We start from the raw sequence: 16,081 nt of genomic DNA on the forward strand, positions 1-16,081 counted from the left end.
TTGCTACCTGTCAGAGCGTTCCTGGTAACTGTTTCCGGAGGGCAAGGCAATGAGTGGCCGCAACCTTCCGTTACTATCCCCGGTTAAAAATTCTGAACTTGGTAGCATGTCGATGTCAGTAGCCACTTTGTCCTTTCCTCAGCTGCGCCAGCGCCTCAGCCTGATTCTGGTGCTGGGTGCCTCCCTAGCGCTGAGTGTCGTGCTCATCACCTTCCGGGTGTTCCTGACGCATAAGATAACCTTTGTTTTTCTGCTCTGGAACCTGTTTTTGGCCCTGATTCCGTTTGGGCTGAGCACCATGCTGGGCCTTACGGCCGGCCGGCTGAAAGCCCGGGTTCTGCTGCCGGTAGGGGCGGTGTGGCTGTTATTCTTTCCCAACGCCCCCTACATCCTCACCGACCTGTTTCATCTGGAACCCCGCCCAGGCGTGCCTTACTGGTATGATCTGGCCCTGATTCTGAGCTGCGCCTGGAATGGGTTGATGCTGGCCTACGCTTCCCTCACCGATATGCAATTGCTGGTTGCGCGCCGTCTGGGCTGGTGGGCTAGCTGGGCGTTTGCTACCGTGGCCCTGCTGCTGAGCAGCTTTGGGGTGTACTTGGGCCGCTACCTGCGTTTCAACAGCTGGGACGTGCTGACTAACCCGCTCACGCTGTTTTACGACATTATTTCGCGTATTCTGCACCCGACAGTGCACCGCGGCACCTGGGGCGTTACGCTGCTTTACGGCGTATTTCTGCTGCTGGGCTATGCTACCGTACGGCTATTAGGTCAACAGCAGGACCAGAGAGACTCACTTAGCCGGTAGCAGAGCAAGTTGCGCGATTTTAGAGGGGTAGGAGCCGGCTGATTGACGCTAGCCTTGTACCTTAGGCCACTCATGATGCACCTCCAGCCCGACTCGCCCGATACCCCTACCATGACCTGGGAGCGGCTTCTTAGCCGCCGCCGCTACCCCGAGCAACCCCAGCTTCACCTCGTGACGGATGCGCCACCCGTGCGCGGGGCCTTCGTGCAGGATTACGACCGGGTGGTGTTCAGCTCACCGTTTCGGCGGTTGCAGCGCAAAACCCAGGTGATGCCCCTGCCGGAAACCGATTTCGTGCACACCCGCCTCACGCACTCCCTCGAAACGGCCTGTGTAGGCCGCTCCCTGGGCCGGTTGGGCGGGCGCTTGCTGCTGGAGGAAACCCCTGATCTGGCCCGGCAGCTACCTCACCTCGACAGCGACTTTGGCGATATTGTGGCGGCCGCCTGTCTGGCCCATGATATTGGGAATCCACCATTCGGGCACTCCGGCGAAGATGCCATATCGGCTTACTTCCGCAGCTCAGCCGCCGAGCCCTTCGTGCGCGTGCTGAATGCCGCTCAGCGCGCCGATTTGCAGCAGTTTGAAGGCAACGCCGCCGGCTTCCGCACTCTCACCCACACCTATGCAGCCCACAGCAGCGGCTCGGCCGGGCTGGGCCTGACATATGCTACCCTCGGCGCATTCACCAAGTATCCGCGGCCTTCTATTGTGGAGGAGGCGACGCTTACGCGCGGCACCAGTGAGAAAAAGTACGGCTATTTTCAGACCGAAGCCGACCGGTTTCAGGAGGTAGCCCGCGAGCTGGGGCTGCTGCCCAAGCCGCCCGGTACCCAGCTCGGTGGCTTCTACCACCGCCACCCGCTAGCTTTTCTGGTAGAAGCCGCTGATGACTTATGCTACCGCATCATTGATTTTGAAGATGGGCTGAAGCTGGGGCTGATTCCGTGCGAAACCGGGCTACGGGTGCTGCGCGAAATGCTCGGCGACGCGCCTGGTCGGCGGGGCTCCCTGGAATGGCGCGACTGGCGCGAGGAGCTGGGCTACCTGCGCGCCCGCCTCATCAACCGCCTCGTGCAGCAAACCGCCCGCCTGTTCGCCGACCGCGCCGACGATTTGTTGCGGGGCCGCTCCGATGAGCCCCTGGTGCAGCAACTCGACTGCTGGGACCAGCTGCAGCACATTCATCAGCTCACCAAGGAGCACCTCTACCGTAGCCGGCCGGTGCTGGAGATTGAGGCGGCGGGCTTCGAGGTTATGGCTGGCCTGCTTGATGCCTTCCTGCACGCAACCTTCGACCCTCAGGAAAGCCCTCGTTCCCGCAAAGTAGTGCAGCTGCTACCTGAGCAATTTCGCGGGATCGGGCACCAGCAGGGCGCTTCCGCTTACGAGCAGATTATTTTGCTAACGGATTATATCGGCGGCCTCACGGACCAAAATGCCATCAGCCTGTTCCGTACTATTCGGGGGATTGATCTGCCTAAAGGATTTTAACGGCGGCGCTTTCGGCTATTGCAGCAGATGCAGCGTAGTATCCAGGGGCTGACGTCGCAGGAGCTGATGATACTCCCGGATCAGCTCCTGCTGCTGAAGCTGCTGCTCCTGCTTTTGGAAAGGGCGGACTTTGTAAGGCTGGCCCGGTTCCCGGCGCAGGTTCAGATACACCAGCCCGCGGCTCGGGCGCTGCTCAGCCTCGCCGCTCCGAATGCGGGCAATGCGCTTCTCGTTGTTGCCGAACAGGGCCTGCAACGGGCTCAGTCCCACGTACAGATTGGCCCGGCCAGTAAGGTAGTATTCGCCGGTAACGCTCATGTCGGTTAGGTTGCTGCTAAGGCTCAGGCCCGGAATCAGCAGGCGGCTGCCGTCCAGAACAAAGCGAGGCTGCACGGGCTCAAAATAGAGGTGGCCAGTGCGTTTTTTGCTCAAAATCTTCAGCGCCTGCATGGCCGCTTCCACTTCAATCAGCTCCAGCGCCTGCACATCGGTGCGCAGGAATGCCTGAGTTTTTGCCAGCTGGGGCAAGAAAGTGGCCCCTAGCTCCGTGTGCACGTCGGCCTCGCACTCCATACTACCCCGAATGTTGTCCGGACCCAATACATCAAACCCCAGGGCGGTGGCCAGTTCAAATAGTTTGGGCAGATGGATATTGCGCAGCCGTACCTGGGTGTGCAGGGGGTAGCGGCCCGTGTCGGCATCGGTGCGCAGGGTGCCGCGCAGGTGTACCGAGCCATTAAGTGCCTGCAGGCTACACTCGGTTACCTGCACCTGGCCGGCCTGCAAGGTGCTAAGCAGGCGGAACTGCTGCCCCCGCAGATTGCCATATTGCATTTGGTCGGCCGTTACGCGCACCCGACCAGTGACGGTGCCATCCAGAAACGGCGAGTCTTGGGGGTTGTTGGGGCGGGAAGCAGGGGAGGACGACTTAGACTTGGCAGCTCCGGAGCTCAACCCCGTCAGTAGCTGTAGCAGGTGCTGCACATTCAGGCTAGCGTAGTGCAAGTTGATGTCGGCGCTCATGTTGGTGAGCTGACTGCCCTGTAGCTCGGCGCTGCCGCTGAGCCGCCCGCTACCCCCATGACTGATGGAAAAGGTGAGGGCCGGAATCAGGAAACGGGGTCCGGTTTTATCAATCCGCAGATGCAGGTTGGTAAACTGTTCGCTGTCAGAGAATACTAGCCGGTCGATGGTGATAAGCCCTTGTCCGTTAGCAGCCAGCAGCACTTCGCGCAGGGTTGGCGCAGCGGGGGCAGCAGGGTCGCGGCGGGAAGGACGCGTGATGCGGGTCAGCAGCTCGTGGTAGCGCAGGGTACGGAAGTGCACGGCCAGCTGAGCCGCCACCGGCTGCAGATTCAGCGTGTCAGTCGGCCAGCTGACGACCCCTTTCAGGTCGCCGCCCCACATACGGCCCCGTAAATCCGTTAGCTGCACCCGCTGCCCATCGTGGCGCACGGTGGCTGCCAGGTGCTGCAGGGTGTCGGAGGCAACGACAAGTTGTCCGCAGTGCAGCCGGATGTTCAAGTGGAGGCCGGGGGGTAGAAAATTCAGGACCTGCGCGGCCAGTTGCTGATTGGGCGTGTAGCCCGGCCGCTGGGCTTTGGCCGGCCGCTCCCGCCCGCCCGGCGCGGCTAGTAATCGGCGCAGCTCCCTTAAATCCAGGGCATCAACCCCAAACGATCCTCGGATGGTAGTAACAGGTTGCTGCCCACTGAAGTAGGCCAGCAAATAGGTGGTAGTGGCATTGGCCCGTACCCGCATGCCATTGAGGTGCCCCGTTAGGTTTTCCAGCGCCCAGATGCTGTCGTGCAAACGCACCAGCACGTTGAGGTTGGTCATGGAAGCCTGCCGGCCCGGAATAGTAAAGGAAGCCTGTTCCAGCCGCACGGTACCTTGGGCTCGCAGCAGGGGTAGGAGCGTATCGGGGCGGAGTGTGCGGCGGGTTTGGCGGTCCGGAATTTCGGGCACCGCACCATCTAAGCGCAGGTCGAGGGCAGCTTCGCCGCGGCGGGCTTTCCAGAGGCGGGGCGCTACCACGGCGGCCAGGGTTTGCAGTTCGGTTCGGCCCCGCACATGGCCCAGCAGGTGGGGCTGGGTGAAGTCGCGCACGGTGAGGGCCGCGTCTAGCTGGCCGGCTTTGGAGTAGATCTTACAGTGGCTGAAGGCAAGGTAGGTAGAGCGAGGTGAGTGCTCGGGGCCGTTGTCGAAGATGCCGCGCGCATCCCAGCGCTGAATCCGGCGGGCCGAGTCGGCCCACTGCACTTGGGCCCCGCGCAGGGCAAACCGCAGCACCGTGCGCGGCCGGGTAGTTGGCCCGCTCACACCCCGGATGGTGTACCAGATGCTGGCCCGGCTGGGGCTGCGCGCTCCTTTCAGGTAGCGCTGCAGCCCAGGGGGCAAGGCTACGTGCAGCACCTCTAGCAAGGGTTGCGTACCCTGAAAACGTAGGTTCAGGCGGGTCCCGCGCGACTCACCGGGCCCGGCACCCCGGTGCGTACCGGTTACCAACACGGTGTCGCCATTAAGGGTAGCCCTGGTCCGGAGGAAGGTGCCTTCTCGTCGGCGGAAATCGTAGCGGTAGCGCATCAACGCCACAATGGGCTCCTGGGTAAACAGGTTGCCACGCCCGCTGCGCAGGTATTCCAGCTGCCCATCCAGTCGGCCGCTGGTGTGGCCTACCCCCCGGCGGGCGCGCACCGTTAGGCGGCCGTTGCGCACGTAGGCCGAGAAACCACTGTGGTGCAACTCATTTCGGTCAGTGGCGCGCACATTAATCAGCACCAAGGAGTCCAGGTCGAAGTTGGGAGGCCCCTGGGGGGTAGCGCGGCGTGGCCCTTTCCCCCGCAGGCCCCAGTCGTGACCCAGTGAATCAGTGAATTGCTGAAAGTCGCCGTCCTGTAGGGTCAGGTGGCTAACCCGGAGCTGCCCGCGCCAGATCTGCCCCAGTTCCACGCGCATATCAGCGCGCCCAACGCGCAGTACCTGCACCGCCCGCCCGTAGGAAGTATCGGTAAGGGCCAAGTGATGCACAGAAGCCGTTAGATGCGGAAAGTTGCGCAATACCGATAGCTCCACGGTAAACGGGGCCACCACCAAATCGGAGTGCTGTTGTAGCCGGCGCCTAATTATGTGTTCCAACTGGCGCTGCCCCCACTGCGTGCCTAGCAGCCAGGCGCCCGTTACTACCCCCAGCAGCAACCCCAACACCGTGAGGATAAGTAGCTGGCGGATAGACGGTCGTTTCATATAAGCAGGCGTGGCAAGACGGAAGCAGAAGCCCATTCTACGCAGAAACCGGGTAGCACGGCCGCCTGAACGGGAAGCTGAGGTTGAAAGAAACGGCCCTAAAAAACCAACAGCTGTCCGGATTCAATAAACGAACTTCTTATTTTAGAATTATTCTAAATAGTTATACTTGCGACGGTAAACCATTCAGGCAACTGCTTTCTTATGGCTCAGTTCTTTCATCATAATGAGTTTGGGTACTGTGCCCGCTGCCCGCGCACGCGCCATTTGCATCTGTGCTTCGGCAATGTAGCCATGGCAGCCACAAGCGCCGAGTTTCAGGAGTTCCGGGGGGTAGTGGGTGCGGCCTGGCAGCAGCATTGCCTGTGCACCCGCGACCCCGAGGCCCGGTGCATTGCCCTGCGCACGTCGGCTTCCAAACTGGCACTGGTGTTCACGTTGATTGAGCTGACCCAGCTGCGCGACATTCTGGAAAATACGGCCTTGTTGCTGGAAGTAGAAGCGCTTTTGCAACCAAATGATTAAGCCTAGCGGTGGGGGTAGGCAGCTCAACAGAAAAGCCGTTTCTTGGCGCACCTATTCTGCGTGATTCATGAAATTTCCTTCTTTGCAGCGCCTGCTAGCCGAAGCGGCCATCGTGCTTCGGCGCTTTCCATTAACACTGCTCTGCGCCTTTGTGCTCTGTGGCGTGGGTATTTATCTGATTCACCTTTCCAACTCGGAGAAAGCTCAGTTGGAATGGGTATTCCCGGTGCTATCGGCGGCCGCAATAGGGCTCAGCTTGAGCTTGGCGGTGGCACTGGCTGCGGAGCGGTACCGCTGGCCGACCTGGGGGAGGTTGGCCGCGGCGGTGGGGGTAGTGGCCCTGCTGGGACTGTGGTACGCCGTGTTCCCCACGGAGCCTGATCTGACGTGGGGGTTGCGGCTGTTTGTGCTGCTAGTAGCCATGCACCTGCTGGTTGCGGTGGTGCCTTACCTCCCGGAGCTGCGCCGCGATGCTGATACCCCCGGCTTCTGGCGCTACAACGAAACCCTGTTCCTGCGCATTCTCATGTCGGGGCTGTACTCCGGGGTGCTATTCGTGGGATGTGCGCTGGCGTTGGTAGCCATTGATAATCTATTTGACGTTGAGCTGGATGAGCGTCTGTTTGGCTACCTGTTCACGGTGCTGGGCACAGTGTTCAATACCTGGTTTTTCCTGGCCGGGGTGCCCCAGGATTTTGCCGTGCTGGAGCAGGAGGCTACCTACCCAAAAGGCCTGAAGGTGTTCACGCAGTTTGTGCTGCTGCCGCTGGTGGTATTGTACCTAGGTATTCTGTACGCTTATCTGGGGCGTATTCTGATGCAGTGGGAGCTACCAAAGGGCTGGGTTTCGATTCTGGTCCTGGCCCTGGCCGTAGCCGGCATTTTCGCTTTACTTCTGATTCATCCCATTCGCAACGCGGCCGAAAATACCTGGATCCGGACGTTTGCGCGCTGGTTTTACTTGGCCCTGTTTCCGCTGCTGGGGTTGCTGGCCGTAGCCATCGGCACCCGCATTCGAGCCTACGGCATCACCGAGGAGCGCTATTTCGTGCTGGTGCTGGCTGCTTGGTTGCTGGTAATGGCTACCTACTTTCTGGTGCGCAAAGGCCAAGGCATCATCTGGATTCCGGCTTCCTTGGCCCTAATAGCTTTGTTATCAGCGGCCGGGCCCTGGGGCGCGTTTGCGGTGGCTGAGCGCAGCCAACTCAACCAACTGCGCGAAATCAGTGCCCAATACAAGCTGCTGAAGGATGGTAAGTTGGACGGCGCCGGCAAGCGGGTACCGAAATTGCCTTTTGTGGTGCGGCAGCGGCTGACGTCCATTTTTATTTTTTTCGCCAGGCGGGAGGCAGTTGATAAGTTGCAGCCCCTGTTTGCCGGCTCCCTGCAGCTGCCCGATTCGCTGTGGCAAGATACCCCGTGGAGAAAAACAGACTGGCAAACCGACCGCCTGTTCGCACTCAGCAACTTAGAGCGCACCAGCCGCTATGCTACCGCAGCCGATGAGGAAATTTCGGCCTCATTCGGTGTCGAAAATCACGACGTACTGCCTTTAGGAAACCGCCTTTACTTGCTCAACAACCTGAACGTATACCAATACAGCGAGCCTGACAAGGATACGTTGGCTGATATAAACGTGCCAGAAGGGTCATTCCGGTTACGCACCCAGCGACGCGGCTACCTGTTGCAGCTTGAGCAACTGCGGCCCGACAGCAGCTGGCAGTCCCAACTCACCCTCGCGCCCGGCGCCCTCGCCGATTCCCTGGTCCGCATCCACGGCCGTAACCCCACCGTCGGGGTTGACCTGCCCAACTCGGCTCTTACCCTGCATGCCACCAACCAGAGTCTGCATCTACAGCTACTACTACGCGGCCTGAACCGCCACCAACGCCAGGACAGCATTTGGTACAGCTTCGAGGGGCAGGCGTTATTAGAAGTGAAAAAGTGAGCTGGTGAACGAGTAAAAACACTGCTCTGCTGGTTGAAGGCCGCCCTGTATGGATGGAAAGTTGGTAGTAAATCAGTGTGAATAGAAAAAGACCCAGTGGGGCGACACCCGTTGTTGAACGGTTTGTGTCGCCCCACTGGGCCTTTTAATGGGTAAGGGGGTAGGCGGGCTGCCGAAACCCTACTTCGCTAAGATAGGTGAACAGCAAGCTCACCATTTCACCGCTACTCCCACTCAATGGTTGCTGGCGGCTTGGAGCTGATGTCGTACACCACGCGGTTGATGCCGCGCACCTGGTTGATAATTTTGTTGCTGATTTCGGCCAGGAACTCGTAGGGCAGGTGGGCCCAGTCGGCGGTCATGCCATCCACGCTGGTTACGGCGCGCAGGGCCACTACCCGCTCGTAGGTCCGCTCGTCGCCCATCACGCCCACGCTTTGCACGGGCAGCAGCATCACGCCGGCCTGCCATACCTTGTCGTAGAGGCCGTGGGCTTTCAGGCCATTGATAAAGATGGCGTCGGCGCGCTGTAGCAGGTCCACTTTCTCCGGCGTAATATCGCCGAGGATACGGATGCCTAGGCCCGGACCCGGGAAGGGGTGGCGATGCAGAATGTTCTCGGGCAGCTCCAGGGTGTGGCCTACCTCGCGCACTTCGTCCTTGAACAACGCGCGCAGCGGCTCCACAATCCGCAGGTTCATCTTCTCGGGCAGGCCGCCTACGTTGTGGTGGCTCTTGATGGTCACGGCCGGGCCTTTCACCGATACCGATTCAATCACATCGGGGTAGATAGTGCCCTGGGCCAGCCAGCGGGCACCCTCTACCTTCTGCGCTTCCCGGTCGAACACCTCAATAAAGGTGCGGCCGATGGCTTTGCGCTTCAGCTCGGGGTCTGTGAGGCCGGCCAGGGCATCGTAGAACTCCTGGGAGGCGTCTACGCCGCGTACATTCAGGCCCAGATCCTTGTAGGAGTGGAGCACGTCCTCGTACTCGTTCTTGCGCAGCAGGCCGTTGTTGACGAAGATGCCGTGCAGACGCTTGCCGATGGCCTTGTGCAGCAGCAGCGCCGCCACCGACGAATCGACCCCGCCCGACAAACCCAGAATCACCTGGTCTTCCTCGCCAATGGTGCGCTGCAGGGTTTCCACCATGCTGTCCACAAAGTGCTCTGGGGTCCAGCTCTGGTCCAGCCCGCAGATGTTCACCACAAAGTTCTGGAGCAGGGTTTTGCCGTCAGAAGAGTGCGTTACTTCCGGGTGAAACTGAATGCCGTAAGTGGGCTGGCCCTGGATCTGGTAGGCCGCCACGGCTACCTCCGGGGTGCTGGCAATGATGTCGAAGCCGGCGGGCAGCGTCTTAATCGTGTCGCCGTGCGACATCCATACCTGCGACTCAGTAGGTACGCCGTGCAGCAGGGGGGAGTCGTGGTGGACGCGGGCGAGGCGGGCGCGGCCGTACTCCCGGATGGTAGCCGGCAGCACCTCACCACCTCGCTGGTGGGCTAGTAGCTGCGCGCCGTAGCAGACGCCCAGCACGGGCACCTGCCCCAAGTACTTGGAGAGGTCGGGGTTGGGCGAATCGGCGTCGCGCACGGAACAGGGCGAGCCCGAAAGCACAACGCCCCGGATGTCCTCAGTGAGGTCCGGGGCGTGCGTATAAGGGTGAATTTCGCAGTAAACATTCAACTCCCGGATGCGCCGGGCAATGAGTTGGGTGTACTGCGACCCAAAATCGAGAATGAGAATCTGTTGAGGCATGGGCAAAAGTACGGCGCAGATTTCAGACCTGCCGCACGGAATTTCCCATTTGCACCTTTTCTTATGCATTCGTGAAGTAAATCAGGGCCCTCGGGGAGTATGCATAGGATTTGTTGGAAGAGGCTTCCATTTAGCTAAGTGAATGTCACAGGGTAGCGTAAAGTTGGCTTCAGTGCTAAAACGCTGTCGGTTGATTCATAGATAGTAAGCTAAACAATGCTCGCATAATGCCATGGTTTTCTGCTTTCAGTACTAGTCACAATATAGGCCAATGTAGCCTTTACAAGCAGCCGTTTGGGCTTAAGCTTTGCAGTTATAAAACTGCAAACACACCTGTCTCATTTCATGAACTCCGCTCTTCCCCTCGTTGCTTTATCTCTGTTAGGTGCACTTATGTTGCCAGAGCCTTCCACCTCTGTGCAAGCGCCAGCCCCGGTTCAATAGCCCAGCCTAGCTGGGGTTCAGGGCTTCGGGTGGGGTAGGGGACGCAGCCAACCGCCCCAGCTCCAGGCTTAGAAAGCCCTTCTTTGAGGCCAATAAGATTCCTAAAGCTGACATAGTTAGTCTTTATCAGGATTTGAATAGGCTGATAATCTTGCGAGTACAGCAGTAAAAGAAAAATATCTGCTGAAAGTGTGATTTCTGCCACAATAGCTGCTTACCTTTGCACCGGCGAGTCAGAACGACCAGCTCCTGCTGAACTCCCCCAGGACCGGAAGGTAGCAAGGGTAGGCGGTTGAGCGGTGCGATTTTGGCTCGCTTTTTTTATCACGGATTCAGACGGATCGTCCGGCCTTCACGGATGCCTCTTTATCTGCCAGTACCAGCAAGAGCCTTCCACTGGAAGGCTCTTGCTGCGTTTATGGGCCCTGGTGAAGCGTAGCCAGTTGGCCAAACGGTATAAAATCCATGCAATCCAGAAAATCCGTTTAATCCGTGATTAGCTTTGGGGCATTGTTGTTCCCAAACTACCCGCATGAAATTTTTCATTGATACCGCCAACCTGAAGGAAATTCAGGAAGCTGTGGAGCTCGGTGTGCTCGACGGTGTAACCACCAATCCTTCGCTGATGGCCAAAGAAGGCATCAAAGGCACTGATGCCGTGATGGCCCACTACCGGCAGATCTGCGAAATCGTGGACGGCGACGTGTCGGCCGAGGTAATTGCTACCGACTATGAGGGCATCATCCGTGAGGGCGAAGCTCTGGCAGAGCTGCACCCCAACATTGTAGTGAAAGTGCCCATGATCCGCGACGGCGTGAAAGCCATTCGCTACTTCTCCGACAAAGGCATCAAAACCAACTGCACCCTGATTTTCTCGGCCGGGCAGGCGCTGCTGGCTGCTAAAGCCGGTGCTACCTACGTGTCGCCGTTCGTAGGTCGCCTCGATGATATCGGGCACGATGGCTTGCAGCTGATTCAGCAGATTGTGGACATCTTCTCCAATTACGGCTACCCTACCCAGGTGCTGGCCGCTTCGGTGCGCCACGTACCCCACCTGATTCAGTGCGCTGAGCTGGGCGCCGACGTGGTAACCTGCCCCCTGAACGTAATTACGGGCCTGCTCAACCACCCCCTCACCGACAAAGGCCTCGCTACCTTCCTTGCCGACCACAAGAAGGTGAACGGATAAGAATTAGAGGTTAGATTGTGGAGCTTAGAACCTAGAAACCGGAACAAGTGTGCTACAGCTTCTAGGTTCTAAGCTCTGAGCTCTTCCATCTAAGCTTTCCTCTCATGTACATCATCAAAGTAAAAGGCAAGGCCAAGATTCCGGACTACATTCAGCTGCGCGACGAGCACTTTGTGCTGATTGCCTACTTCCGCGCCGACCGCCCCCTGAAGGATTTGCACCGCTACGGGCTGGAGGGCAAGGAAACCGAGCTGGCCGCCGTAATTGAGGGGCTGGAGTTCGGGAAGCTGCAAAAACTGGAAGTGTAACCGGCTCCGATTTTTCTCTCATTCCGGGCCTGGCGCAAAGTTTATCGTATAGACTTCCGCGCCGGGCCCGGAATGAGTGTTTCCGGAAGCCAAGCTGGCCCGTATCTTCGTCCTTATGCCCACCTCTTCCGCCCCCGTTATTGAGCTGCACGACGCCTACATTATGCAGGATGTGAATACTGTGCTGCAAAAGGTCACGTTCACGCTGGAAAAGGGCGAGTTTGCCTACCTGGTAGGTCGTACCGGATCGGGTAAAAGCTCCCTGCTGAAAACCCTCTATGCCGATTTGCCGCTGCCTTCCGGATCAGGAACCGTAGCCGGTTTCGCGCTGCCCAAGCTCGCGGGCGGCGACAAGGTGCCCTACCTGCGCCGTAAGCTAGGCATCATTTTTCAAGATTTTCAGCTGCTTTTTGATCGTTCGGTGGCTGATAACCTGCTGTTTGTGCTGAACGCCACGGGGTGGTCGGGAAAGGCCCGCAAGCAGCAGCGCATTTCAGAGGTGCTGATGCGGGTAGGGCTGGCCAATGCTGCCGCCAAAATGCCCCACCAGCTTTCGGGTGGCGAGCAGCAGCGGGTGGTAATTGCCCGCGCTTTGCTGAACGAGCCCCTGTTGCTGCTGGCCGATGAGCCCACCGGCAACCTTGACCCCGACGTGGCCGACAGCATTATGCGCCTGTTCGTGGAGATTAACAACGCGGGTACTGCCGTGCTGATGGCGACCCACAACTACCAAATCATCCGGCAGTACCCACAGCGGGTGCTCAAATGCGAGCAGGGCCGGCTGGTGGACTCCGCCGTAACCCCCTTCGAGCTGGCGCTGTAGTGCGCCTTTGAACATCCACGGTACGAGGAGAGGGAGAGTTTCCAAAAACTCAATGGGGTAGGGCGCGCCATAGCGGCAACGTATTCTCCTTGCTTTCTGCCCATGAGTGCGAATTCAGCTTAGTGTGAAATTGATTGCCGGGCTGCCAACCATTGCCTAGTTTCGAGGCTCTGAGTAGAAAGTGCACTGCTGATACAATATTCGGTAGCTGTTCAGCATTTGTGGGTATCAACTCTTCCATAGCAAGCATGACAGGCCTTTCAGTACTGATTCCGGTATTTAATCAGGACGTGCGGCCACTGGTACACGCGCTGCTGCGGCAAGCCTCGGGCTGGCCAGGGCCGGTTGATATTCACTGCCTCGATGATGGCTCTGAGCAGCGCTACCTGCATAAAAACCGCGAACTGGATTTGCTGCCGGGTGTGGAGTACCGCGAGCTGAAACGCAACGTAGGGCGCTCGGCCATCCGGAACCGGCTGGCGCTGGAGGCCCGTCAGCCTTGGCTTCTGCTACTCGATAACAACGTTTCCCTGCCTGATCAGCAATTTCTGGCCCGCTATGCTGCCGCAACCGCCGCCGCGCCGGTGCTGGTAGGGGGCACTGCCTACACAGCCCTACCCCCCCAGGAGCCGGCAAACCTCCTACGCTGGCACTACGGCCGCCGCCGCGAGGCCCGCTCTGTTGAAAAGCGGCAGCAGCAGCCCTATCGGCAGTTTATTCTGAAAAACGTACTGATCCAGACCAGCGTATTCCGCCAGCTGGGGCTAGATGAGCAGCTGACCCGTTACGGGCACGAAGACACTAAGCTAGGGTGGCTGCTGCGCCGCCAGGGCATCCCGGTTGTGCATATTGATAACCCCGTGCTGCACGACCGGCTGGAAGCAGCCCCAGTGTTTCTGCGCAAAACCCGCGACGCGGTTCGCAACTTGGTGCAGCTCTATCATGCCGAAGGCCTAGGCACCGATACCAAGCTGCTGCGGGCCGCCCTGCAATTGGAGCAGTGGGGGCTGAGCGATGCCGTGCGGGTAGCTTTCCGGCTGCGCTACGAACAAGTGCAGCGCAACTTGCTTTCCGAAAAACCCAGCCTGCGCCAGCTAGATGCCCTGAAGCTGTACTGGCTGTTGGGGGAGCTGCGTAGGTTCCGGCACCGGCAACCGGTCATGCAGCCCAACGAAAAACGCCGGCCTTTCCTTAGAAAAGCCGGCGCCGAGCCCGAAGGCAGCTGGTAACTAGTCGTTGTCGGTGTTTTTAACTTCCGACTTTACTTCCTTATAGGCGCCTTTTACAGCTCCACCTACTTTCTTGCCTACTTTGGCAGCCCCTTGGCCAACATCTTTACCGGCTTCTTTTACATCAGAAGCGGTGTTGCTGGCGGCACGGCCCACGGCAGAGCGCTCATCCTGGGTTTCGGCGGCTACATTCTCCGCGCCCCGTTCTGTGGCATCGGCACCTTGAGCCACGCGGGCCTCGGCTTTGTCGTACGATTTGAAGGCTGCGTATTTCAGCTTTTCTTTCTGAATTTCAGCTAGGTCGCGGGCCGGAATGTCTTTCTTTACCTTGTCGTAAGCCTCGTCGAGGGCGCGCCACTCGGCGTTGATGTTGCGCCAGTCGTCGATGTCATACTTGTTTTCGTTTACCTTGATGTCGCGCACAAAAGCCTCATAGGTCTGGCGGGCGTTGGCGGCCGTGATGCGGGCGGCGGGGTTGCTCAGCTTGTAGTACTGGCCCAGCTTCGTGCTGCCGGTTCCGCTGGTAGTGCCCGACATAGCGCTGGTAACGCCCGGACGGTTTTTCCAGGCCATTTCGCGCTTGTCGTAAGCGGTAGTGTAACGGGTGCGTAGGGCTTCAATTTCCTGACGACGGGTGTCGTCGTAGCTGTCGGCGTACTTATCAACGGCGGCAACCTTGGCATCAAAGTCCGATTTCAACTGAGCGGTTTCCTGCTCGTAATCGGCCTCAGCTTCCGAAGCTACAGCCTCGGTTTTGGCTTCCGTATCCGAAACAAAAGTTTTGAAGTCGTTATAAGCCTGGTCGGCTTCGGCGGAAGCTTCGTTCTGCTGGTTCTGGTTGCAGCTGGAAGTCGTAACGGCCGTGCCGCCCAGCAAAAGCAGGGCTGACAATGCGTGCAGGGTGAGTGTTTTCCTGAACATGGCGAATAGGTAGGATGGGAGAGAAGAGAATATAGGGCTGCCACGATGTAGCCACTAGCCCGCTTAACGCAACACTTCCCCGCGTGGTTGCGCTCCTTCGAGCAGAACAGTTCTCCTCAGCCCTCTATCTTTGGCTTCCGCTCCTTCTAGTGCTTAGTTCTCTTTCCGTGCCCCTTTCTTCTCCCTCGCCGCTACCTATCCAAATGCTTGATCTGGTGGCCCAGCACGCGCCCCTGCAGGCTGCGCTGGAGGCTGCCACGCACCATACGCTTGCCGAGGCGGCTTTTATTCAGGGGCCCGCTGTAGCGGAGTTTGCCCAGGAGCTGAGTGCCTACCTCGGTGGTACGCATGTAATACCCTGCGCCAACGGTACTGATGCCCTGCAACTAGCCCTAATGAGTTTGCGCCTACCCCCCGGTGCAGAGGTAATCGTGCCAGCCTTCACGTACGTGGCTACTCTGGAAGCGGCGGCTGTACTGGGGCTGCGGCCCGTGCTGGTCGATGTGCTACCCGATACTTTTACCCTTGACCCCGCCGCCGTGGAGGCCGCGCTTACCCCTGCAACTGGCGCCATCGTGGTGGTTCACCTCTTCGGGCAGTGCGCTGATCTGGAAGCGTTGCGGGACTTGGCCGACCGGCGGGGGGTAGCCTTGATTGAAGACAACGCCCAAGCCCTGGGAGCACAGTTTACTGCCAGCAGCGGCGCTACGTGGTGGGCCGGTACGGTAGGGGAGGTGGGTACCACTTCATTCTTTCCCAGTAAAAATCTCGGCGGCTTCGGTGATGGGGGCGCGCTGTTTACTACTGATGCTCAGCGGGCTGCTACCCTGCGTCAGCTGGCTAACCACGGCCAGAGCCGCAAGTACCACCACGACCACATCGGCCTTAATTCCCGCCTCGATACGCTGCAGGCAGCCTTGCTGCGCGTGAAGCTGCCGCACCTACCGCGCTGGACTGCCGCCCGCCAGCAAGTGGCAGCCCACTACGATGCTGCCCTGGCCACAACGCCCGGCGTGCAGCTGCCCGCGCGCGATGCACGCAGTACGCATGTGTTCCATCAATATACCATTGCGGTGGCCGATGTGCCTGGTAGCCGCGAAGCGCTGCAGCAGTATCTGGCGGCTCGTGGGGTGCCCAGCGTAGTGTATTATCCGTTGCCGGTGCACGCTCAGGCTGCTTATGCCTACCTGGGGTACCGGGCCGGGCAATTTCCGGTGGCAGAGCGGCTGTGCCGCACGGTGCTCTCGCTGCCCATTCATCCTACCCTTACCTCCGAGCAGGTAGCGTACGTGGCTGGGGTAGTGAAGGAGTGGGCCCATCTGTAGCTTTCGGCAGGTTATTCTGGAGAAAATGCTGTTGAAACCGGTCGTTTTACTGGCACTGTTTTTT

At 59.2% G+C, this 16,081-nt stretch carries 12 protein-coding genes and 1 other RNA gene; 10 read left to right on the plus strand and 3 right to left on the minus strand.

Annotated features, from left to right (window positions below):
- The first annotated feature begins 106 nt into the window (after positions 1 to 106).
- Positions 107 to 808 (plus strand): DUF1361 domain-containing protein, encoded by a 702-nt coding sequence (locus DNI29_RS07440; RefSeq protein ID WP_238388038.1) that lies wholly within the window; start codon positions 107 to 109, stop codon positions 806 to 808.
- Between the two features lie 72 nt (positions 809 to 880).
- Positions 881 to 2,302 carry a dGTP triphosphohydrolase gene (gene dgt, locus DNI29_RS07445; RefSeq protein ID WP_110977471.1) on the plus strand — a complete coding sequence of 474 codons (1,422 nt, stop codon included), beginning with the start codon at positions 881 to 883 and terminating at the stop codon, positions 2,300 to 2,302.
- 15 nt (positions 2,303 to 2,317) lie between these two features.
- On the opposite strand, the gene DNI29_RS07450 is transcribed toward dgt, so the two are convergent.
- Positions 2,318 to 5,548 (minus strand): AsmA family protein, encoded by a 3,231-nt coding sequence (locus DNI29_RS07450; protein WP_162303544.1) that lies wholly within the window; start codon positions 5,546 to 5,548, stop codon positions 2,318 to 2,320.
- A 204-nt stretch (positions 5,549 to 5,752) separates the two neighbouring features.
- Here DNI29_RS07450 and DNI29_RS07455 point away from each other — a divergent pair, with 204 nt between their 5' ends.
- Together DNI29_RS07455 and DNI29_RS07460 are read left to right on the plus strand one after the other, a co-directional pair.
- On the plus strand, positions 5,753 to 6,073 hold the full coding sequence (locus tag DNI29_RS07455) for a DUF6686 family protein (protein WP_110977473.1): 321 nt from the start codon (positions 5,753 to 5,755) through the stop codon (positions 6,071 to 6,073).
- A gap of 67 nt (positions 6,074 to 6,140) precedes the next feature.
- On the plus strand, positions 6,141 to 8,021 hold the full coding sequence (locus tag DNI29_RS07460) for a DUF4153 domain-containing protein (protein WP_110977474.1): 1,881 nt from the start codon (positions 6,141 to 6,143) through the stop codon (positions 8,019 to 8,021).
- Between the two features lie 224 nt (positions 8,022 to 8,245).
- Here the strand turns inward: DNI29_RS07460 and guaA are convergent, their stop codons facing one another.
- A complete protein-coding gene (gene guaA, locus DNI29_RS07465; protein ID WP_110977475.1) occupies positions 8,246 to 9,778 on the minus strand; it encodes a glutamine-hydrolyzing GMP synthase in 1,533 nt (510 codons plus the stop codon).
- Positions 9,779 to 10,447: 669 nt separating this feature from the next.
- Here guaA and ffs point away from each other — a divergent pair.
- The 5 genes from ffs to DNI29_RS07490 all read left to right on the plus strand — a co-directional run bounded on the left by ffs (position 10,448) and on the right by DNI29_RS07490 (position 13,771).
- Positions 10,448 to 10,544: signal recognition particle sRNA small type (gene ffs / locus DNI29_RS07470), an RNA gene on the plus strand.
- A gap of 210 nt (positions 10,545 to 10,754) precedes the next feature.
- Complete coding sequence (gene fsa, locus DNI29_RS07475) at positions 10,755 to 11,411, plus strand: fructose-6-phosphate aldolase (protein WP_110977476.1); 657 nt, start codon at positions 10,755 to 10,757, stop codon at positions 11,409 to 11,411.
- A 104-nt stretch (positions 11,412 to 11,515) separates the two neighbouring features.
- A complete protein-coding gene (locus tag DNI29_RS07480; RefSeq protein WP_110977477.1) occupies positions 11,516 to 11,719 on the plus strand; it encodes a fructose-6-phosphate aldolase in 204 nt (67 codons plus the stop codon).
- A 115-nt stretch (positions 11,720 to 11,834) separates the two neighbouring features.
- Positions 11,835 to 12,542, plus strand: a complete 708-nt coding sequence (locus DNI29_RS07485) for a cell division ATP-binding protein FtsE (RefSeq protein ID WP_110977768.1) — start codon at positions 11,835 to 11,837, stop codon at positions 12,540 to 12,542.
- A gap of 248 nt (positions 12,543 to 12,790) precedes the next feature.
- Complete coding sequence (locus tag DNI29_RS07490; RefSeq protein WP_110977478.1) at positions 12,791 to 13,771, plus strand: glycosyltransferase family 2 protein; 981 nt, start codon at positions 12,791 to 12,793, stop codon at positions 13,769 to 13,771.
- Here the strand turns inward: DNI29_RS07490 and DNI29_RS07495 are convergent, their stop codons facing one another.
- On the minus strand, positions 13,772 to 14,692 hold the full coding sequence (locus DNI29_RS07495; RefSeq protein ID WP_110977479.1) for a DUF6565 domain-containing protein: 921 nt from the start codon (positions 14,690 to 14,692) through the stop codon (positions 13,772 to 13,774). It lies immediately after the preceding gene.
- Positions 14,693 to 14,859: 167 nt separating this feature from the next.
- Between DNI29_RS07495 and DNI29_RS07500 the strand changes: the two genes are divergently transcribed.
- Positions 14,860 to 16,017 (plus strand): DegT/DnrJ/EryC1/StrS family aminotransferase, encoded by a 1,158-nt coding sequence (locus DNI29_RS07500; protein ID WP_238388039.1) that lies wholly within the window; start codon positions 14,860 to 14,862, stop codon positions 16,015 to 16,017.
- Positions 16,018 to 16,081 lie beyond the last annotated feature (64 nt).

This window comes from Hymenobacter sediminis, assembly GCF_003231285.1.
Classification (GTDB): domain Bacteria; phylum Bacteroidota; class Bacteroidia; order Cytophagales; family Hymenobacteraceae; genus Hymenobacter; species Hymenobacter sediminis.

What these genes read in the sequence shown, in the direction of transcription:
- DNI29_RS07440 (WP_238388038.1), top strand. Translation starts at nt 107, where the DNA reads ATGTCGATGTCAGTAGCCACTTTGTCCTTTCCTCAGCTGCGCCAGCGC.
- dgt (WP_110977471.1), top strand. Translation starts at nt 881, where the DNA reads ATGATGCACCTCCAGCCCGACTCGCCCGATACCCCTACCATGACCTGG.
- DNI29_RS07450 (WP_162303544.1), bottom strand. Translation starts at nt 5,548, where the DNA reads ATGAAACGACCGTCTATCCGCCAGCTACTTATCCTCACGGTGTTGGGG.
- DNI29_RS07455 (WP_110977473.1), top strand. Translation starts at nt 5,753, where the DNA reads ATGGCTCAGTTCTTTCATCATAATGAGTTTGGGTACTGTGCCCGCTGC.
- DNI29_RS07460 (WP_110977474.1), top strand. Translation starts at nt 6,141, where the DNA reads ATGAAATTTCCTTCTTTGCAGCGCCTGCTAGCCGAAGCGGCCATCGTG.
- guaA (WP_110977475.1), bottom strand. Translation starts at nt 9,778, where the DNA reads ATGCCTCAACAGATTCTCATTCTCGATTTTGGGTCGCAGTACACCCAA.
- fsa (WP_110977476.1), top strand. Translation starts at nt 10,755, where the DNA reads ATGAAATTTTTCATTGATACCGCCAACCTGAAGGAAATTCAGGAAGCT.
- DNI29_RS07480 (WP_110977477.1), top strand. Translation starts at nt 11,516, where the DNA reads ATGTACATCATCAAAGTAAAAGGCAAGGCCAAGATTCCGGACTACATT.
- DNI29_RS07485 (WP_110977768.1), top strand. Translation starts at nt 11,835, where the DNA reads ATGCCCACCTCTTCCGCCCCCGTTATTGAGCTGCACGACGCCTACATT.
- DNI29_RS07490 (WP_110977478.1), top strand. Translation starts at nt 12,791, where the DNA reads ATGACAGGCCTTTCAGTACTGATTCCGGTATTTAATCAGGACGTGCGG.
- DNI29_RS07495 (WP_110977479.1), bottom strand. Translation starts at nt 14,692, where the DNA reads ATGTTCAGGAAAACACTCACCCTGCACGCATTGTCAGCCCTGCTTTTG.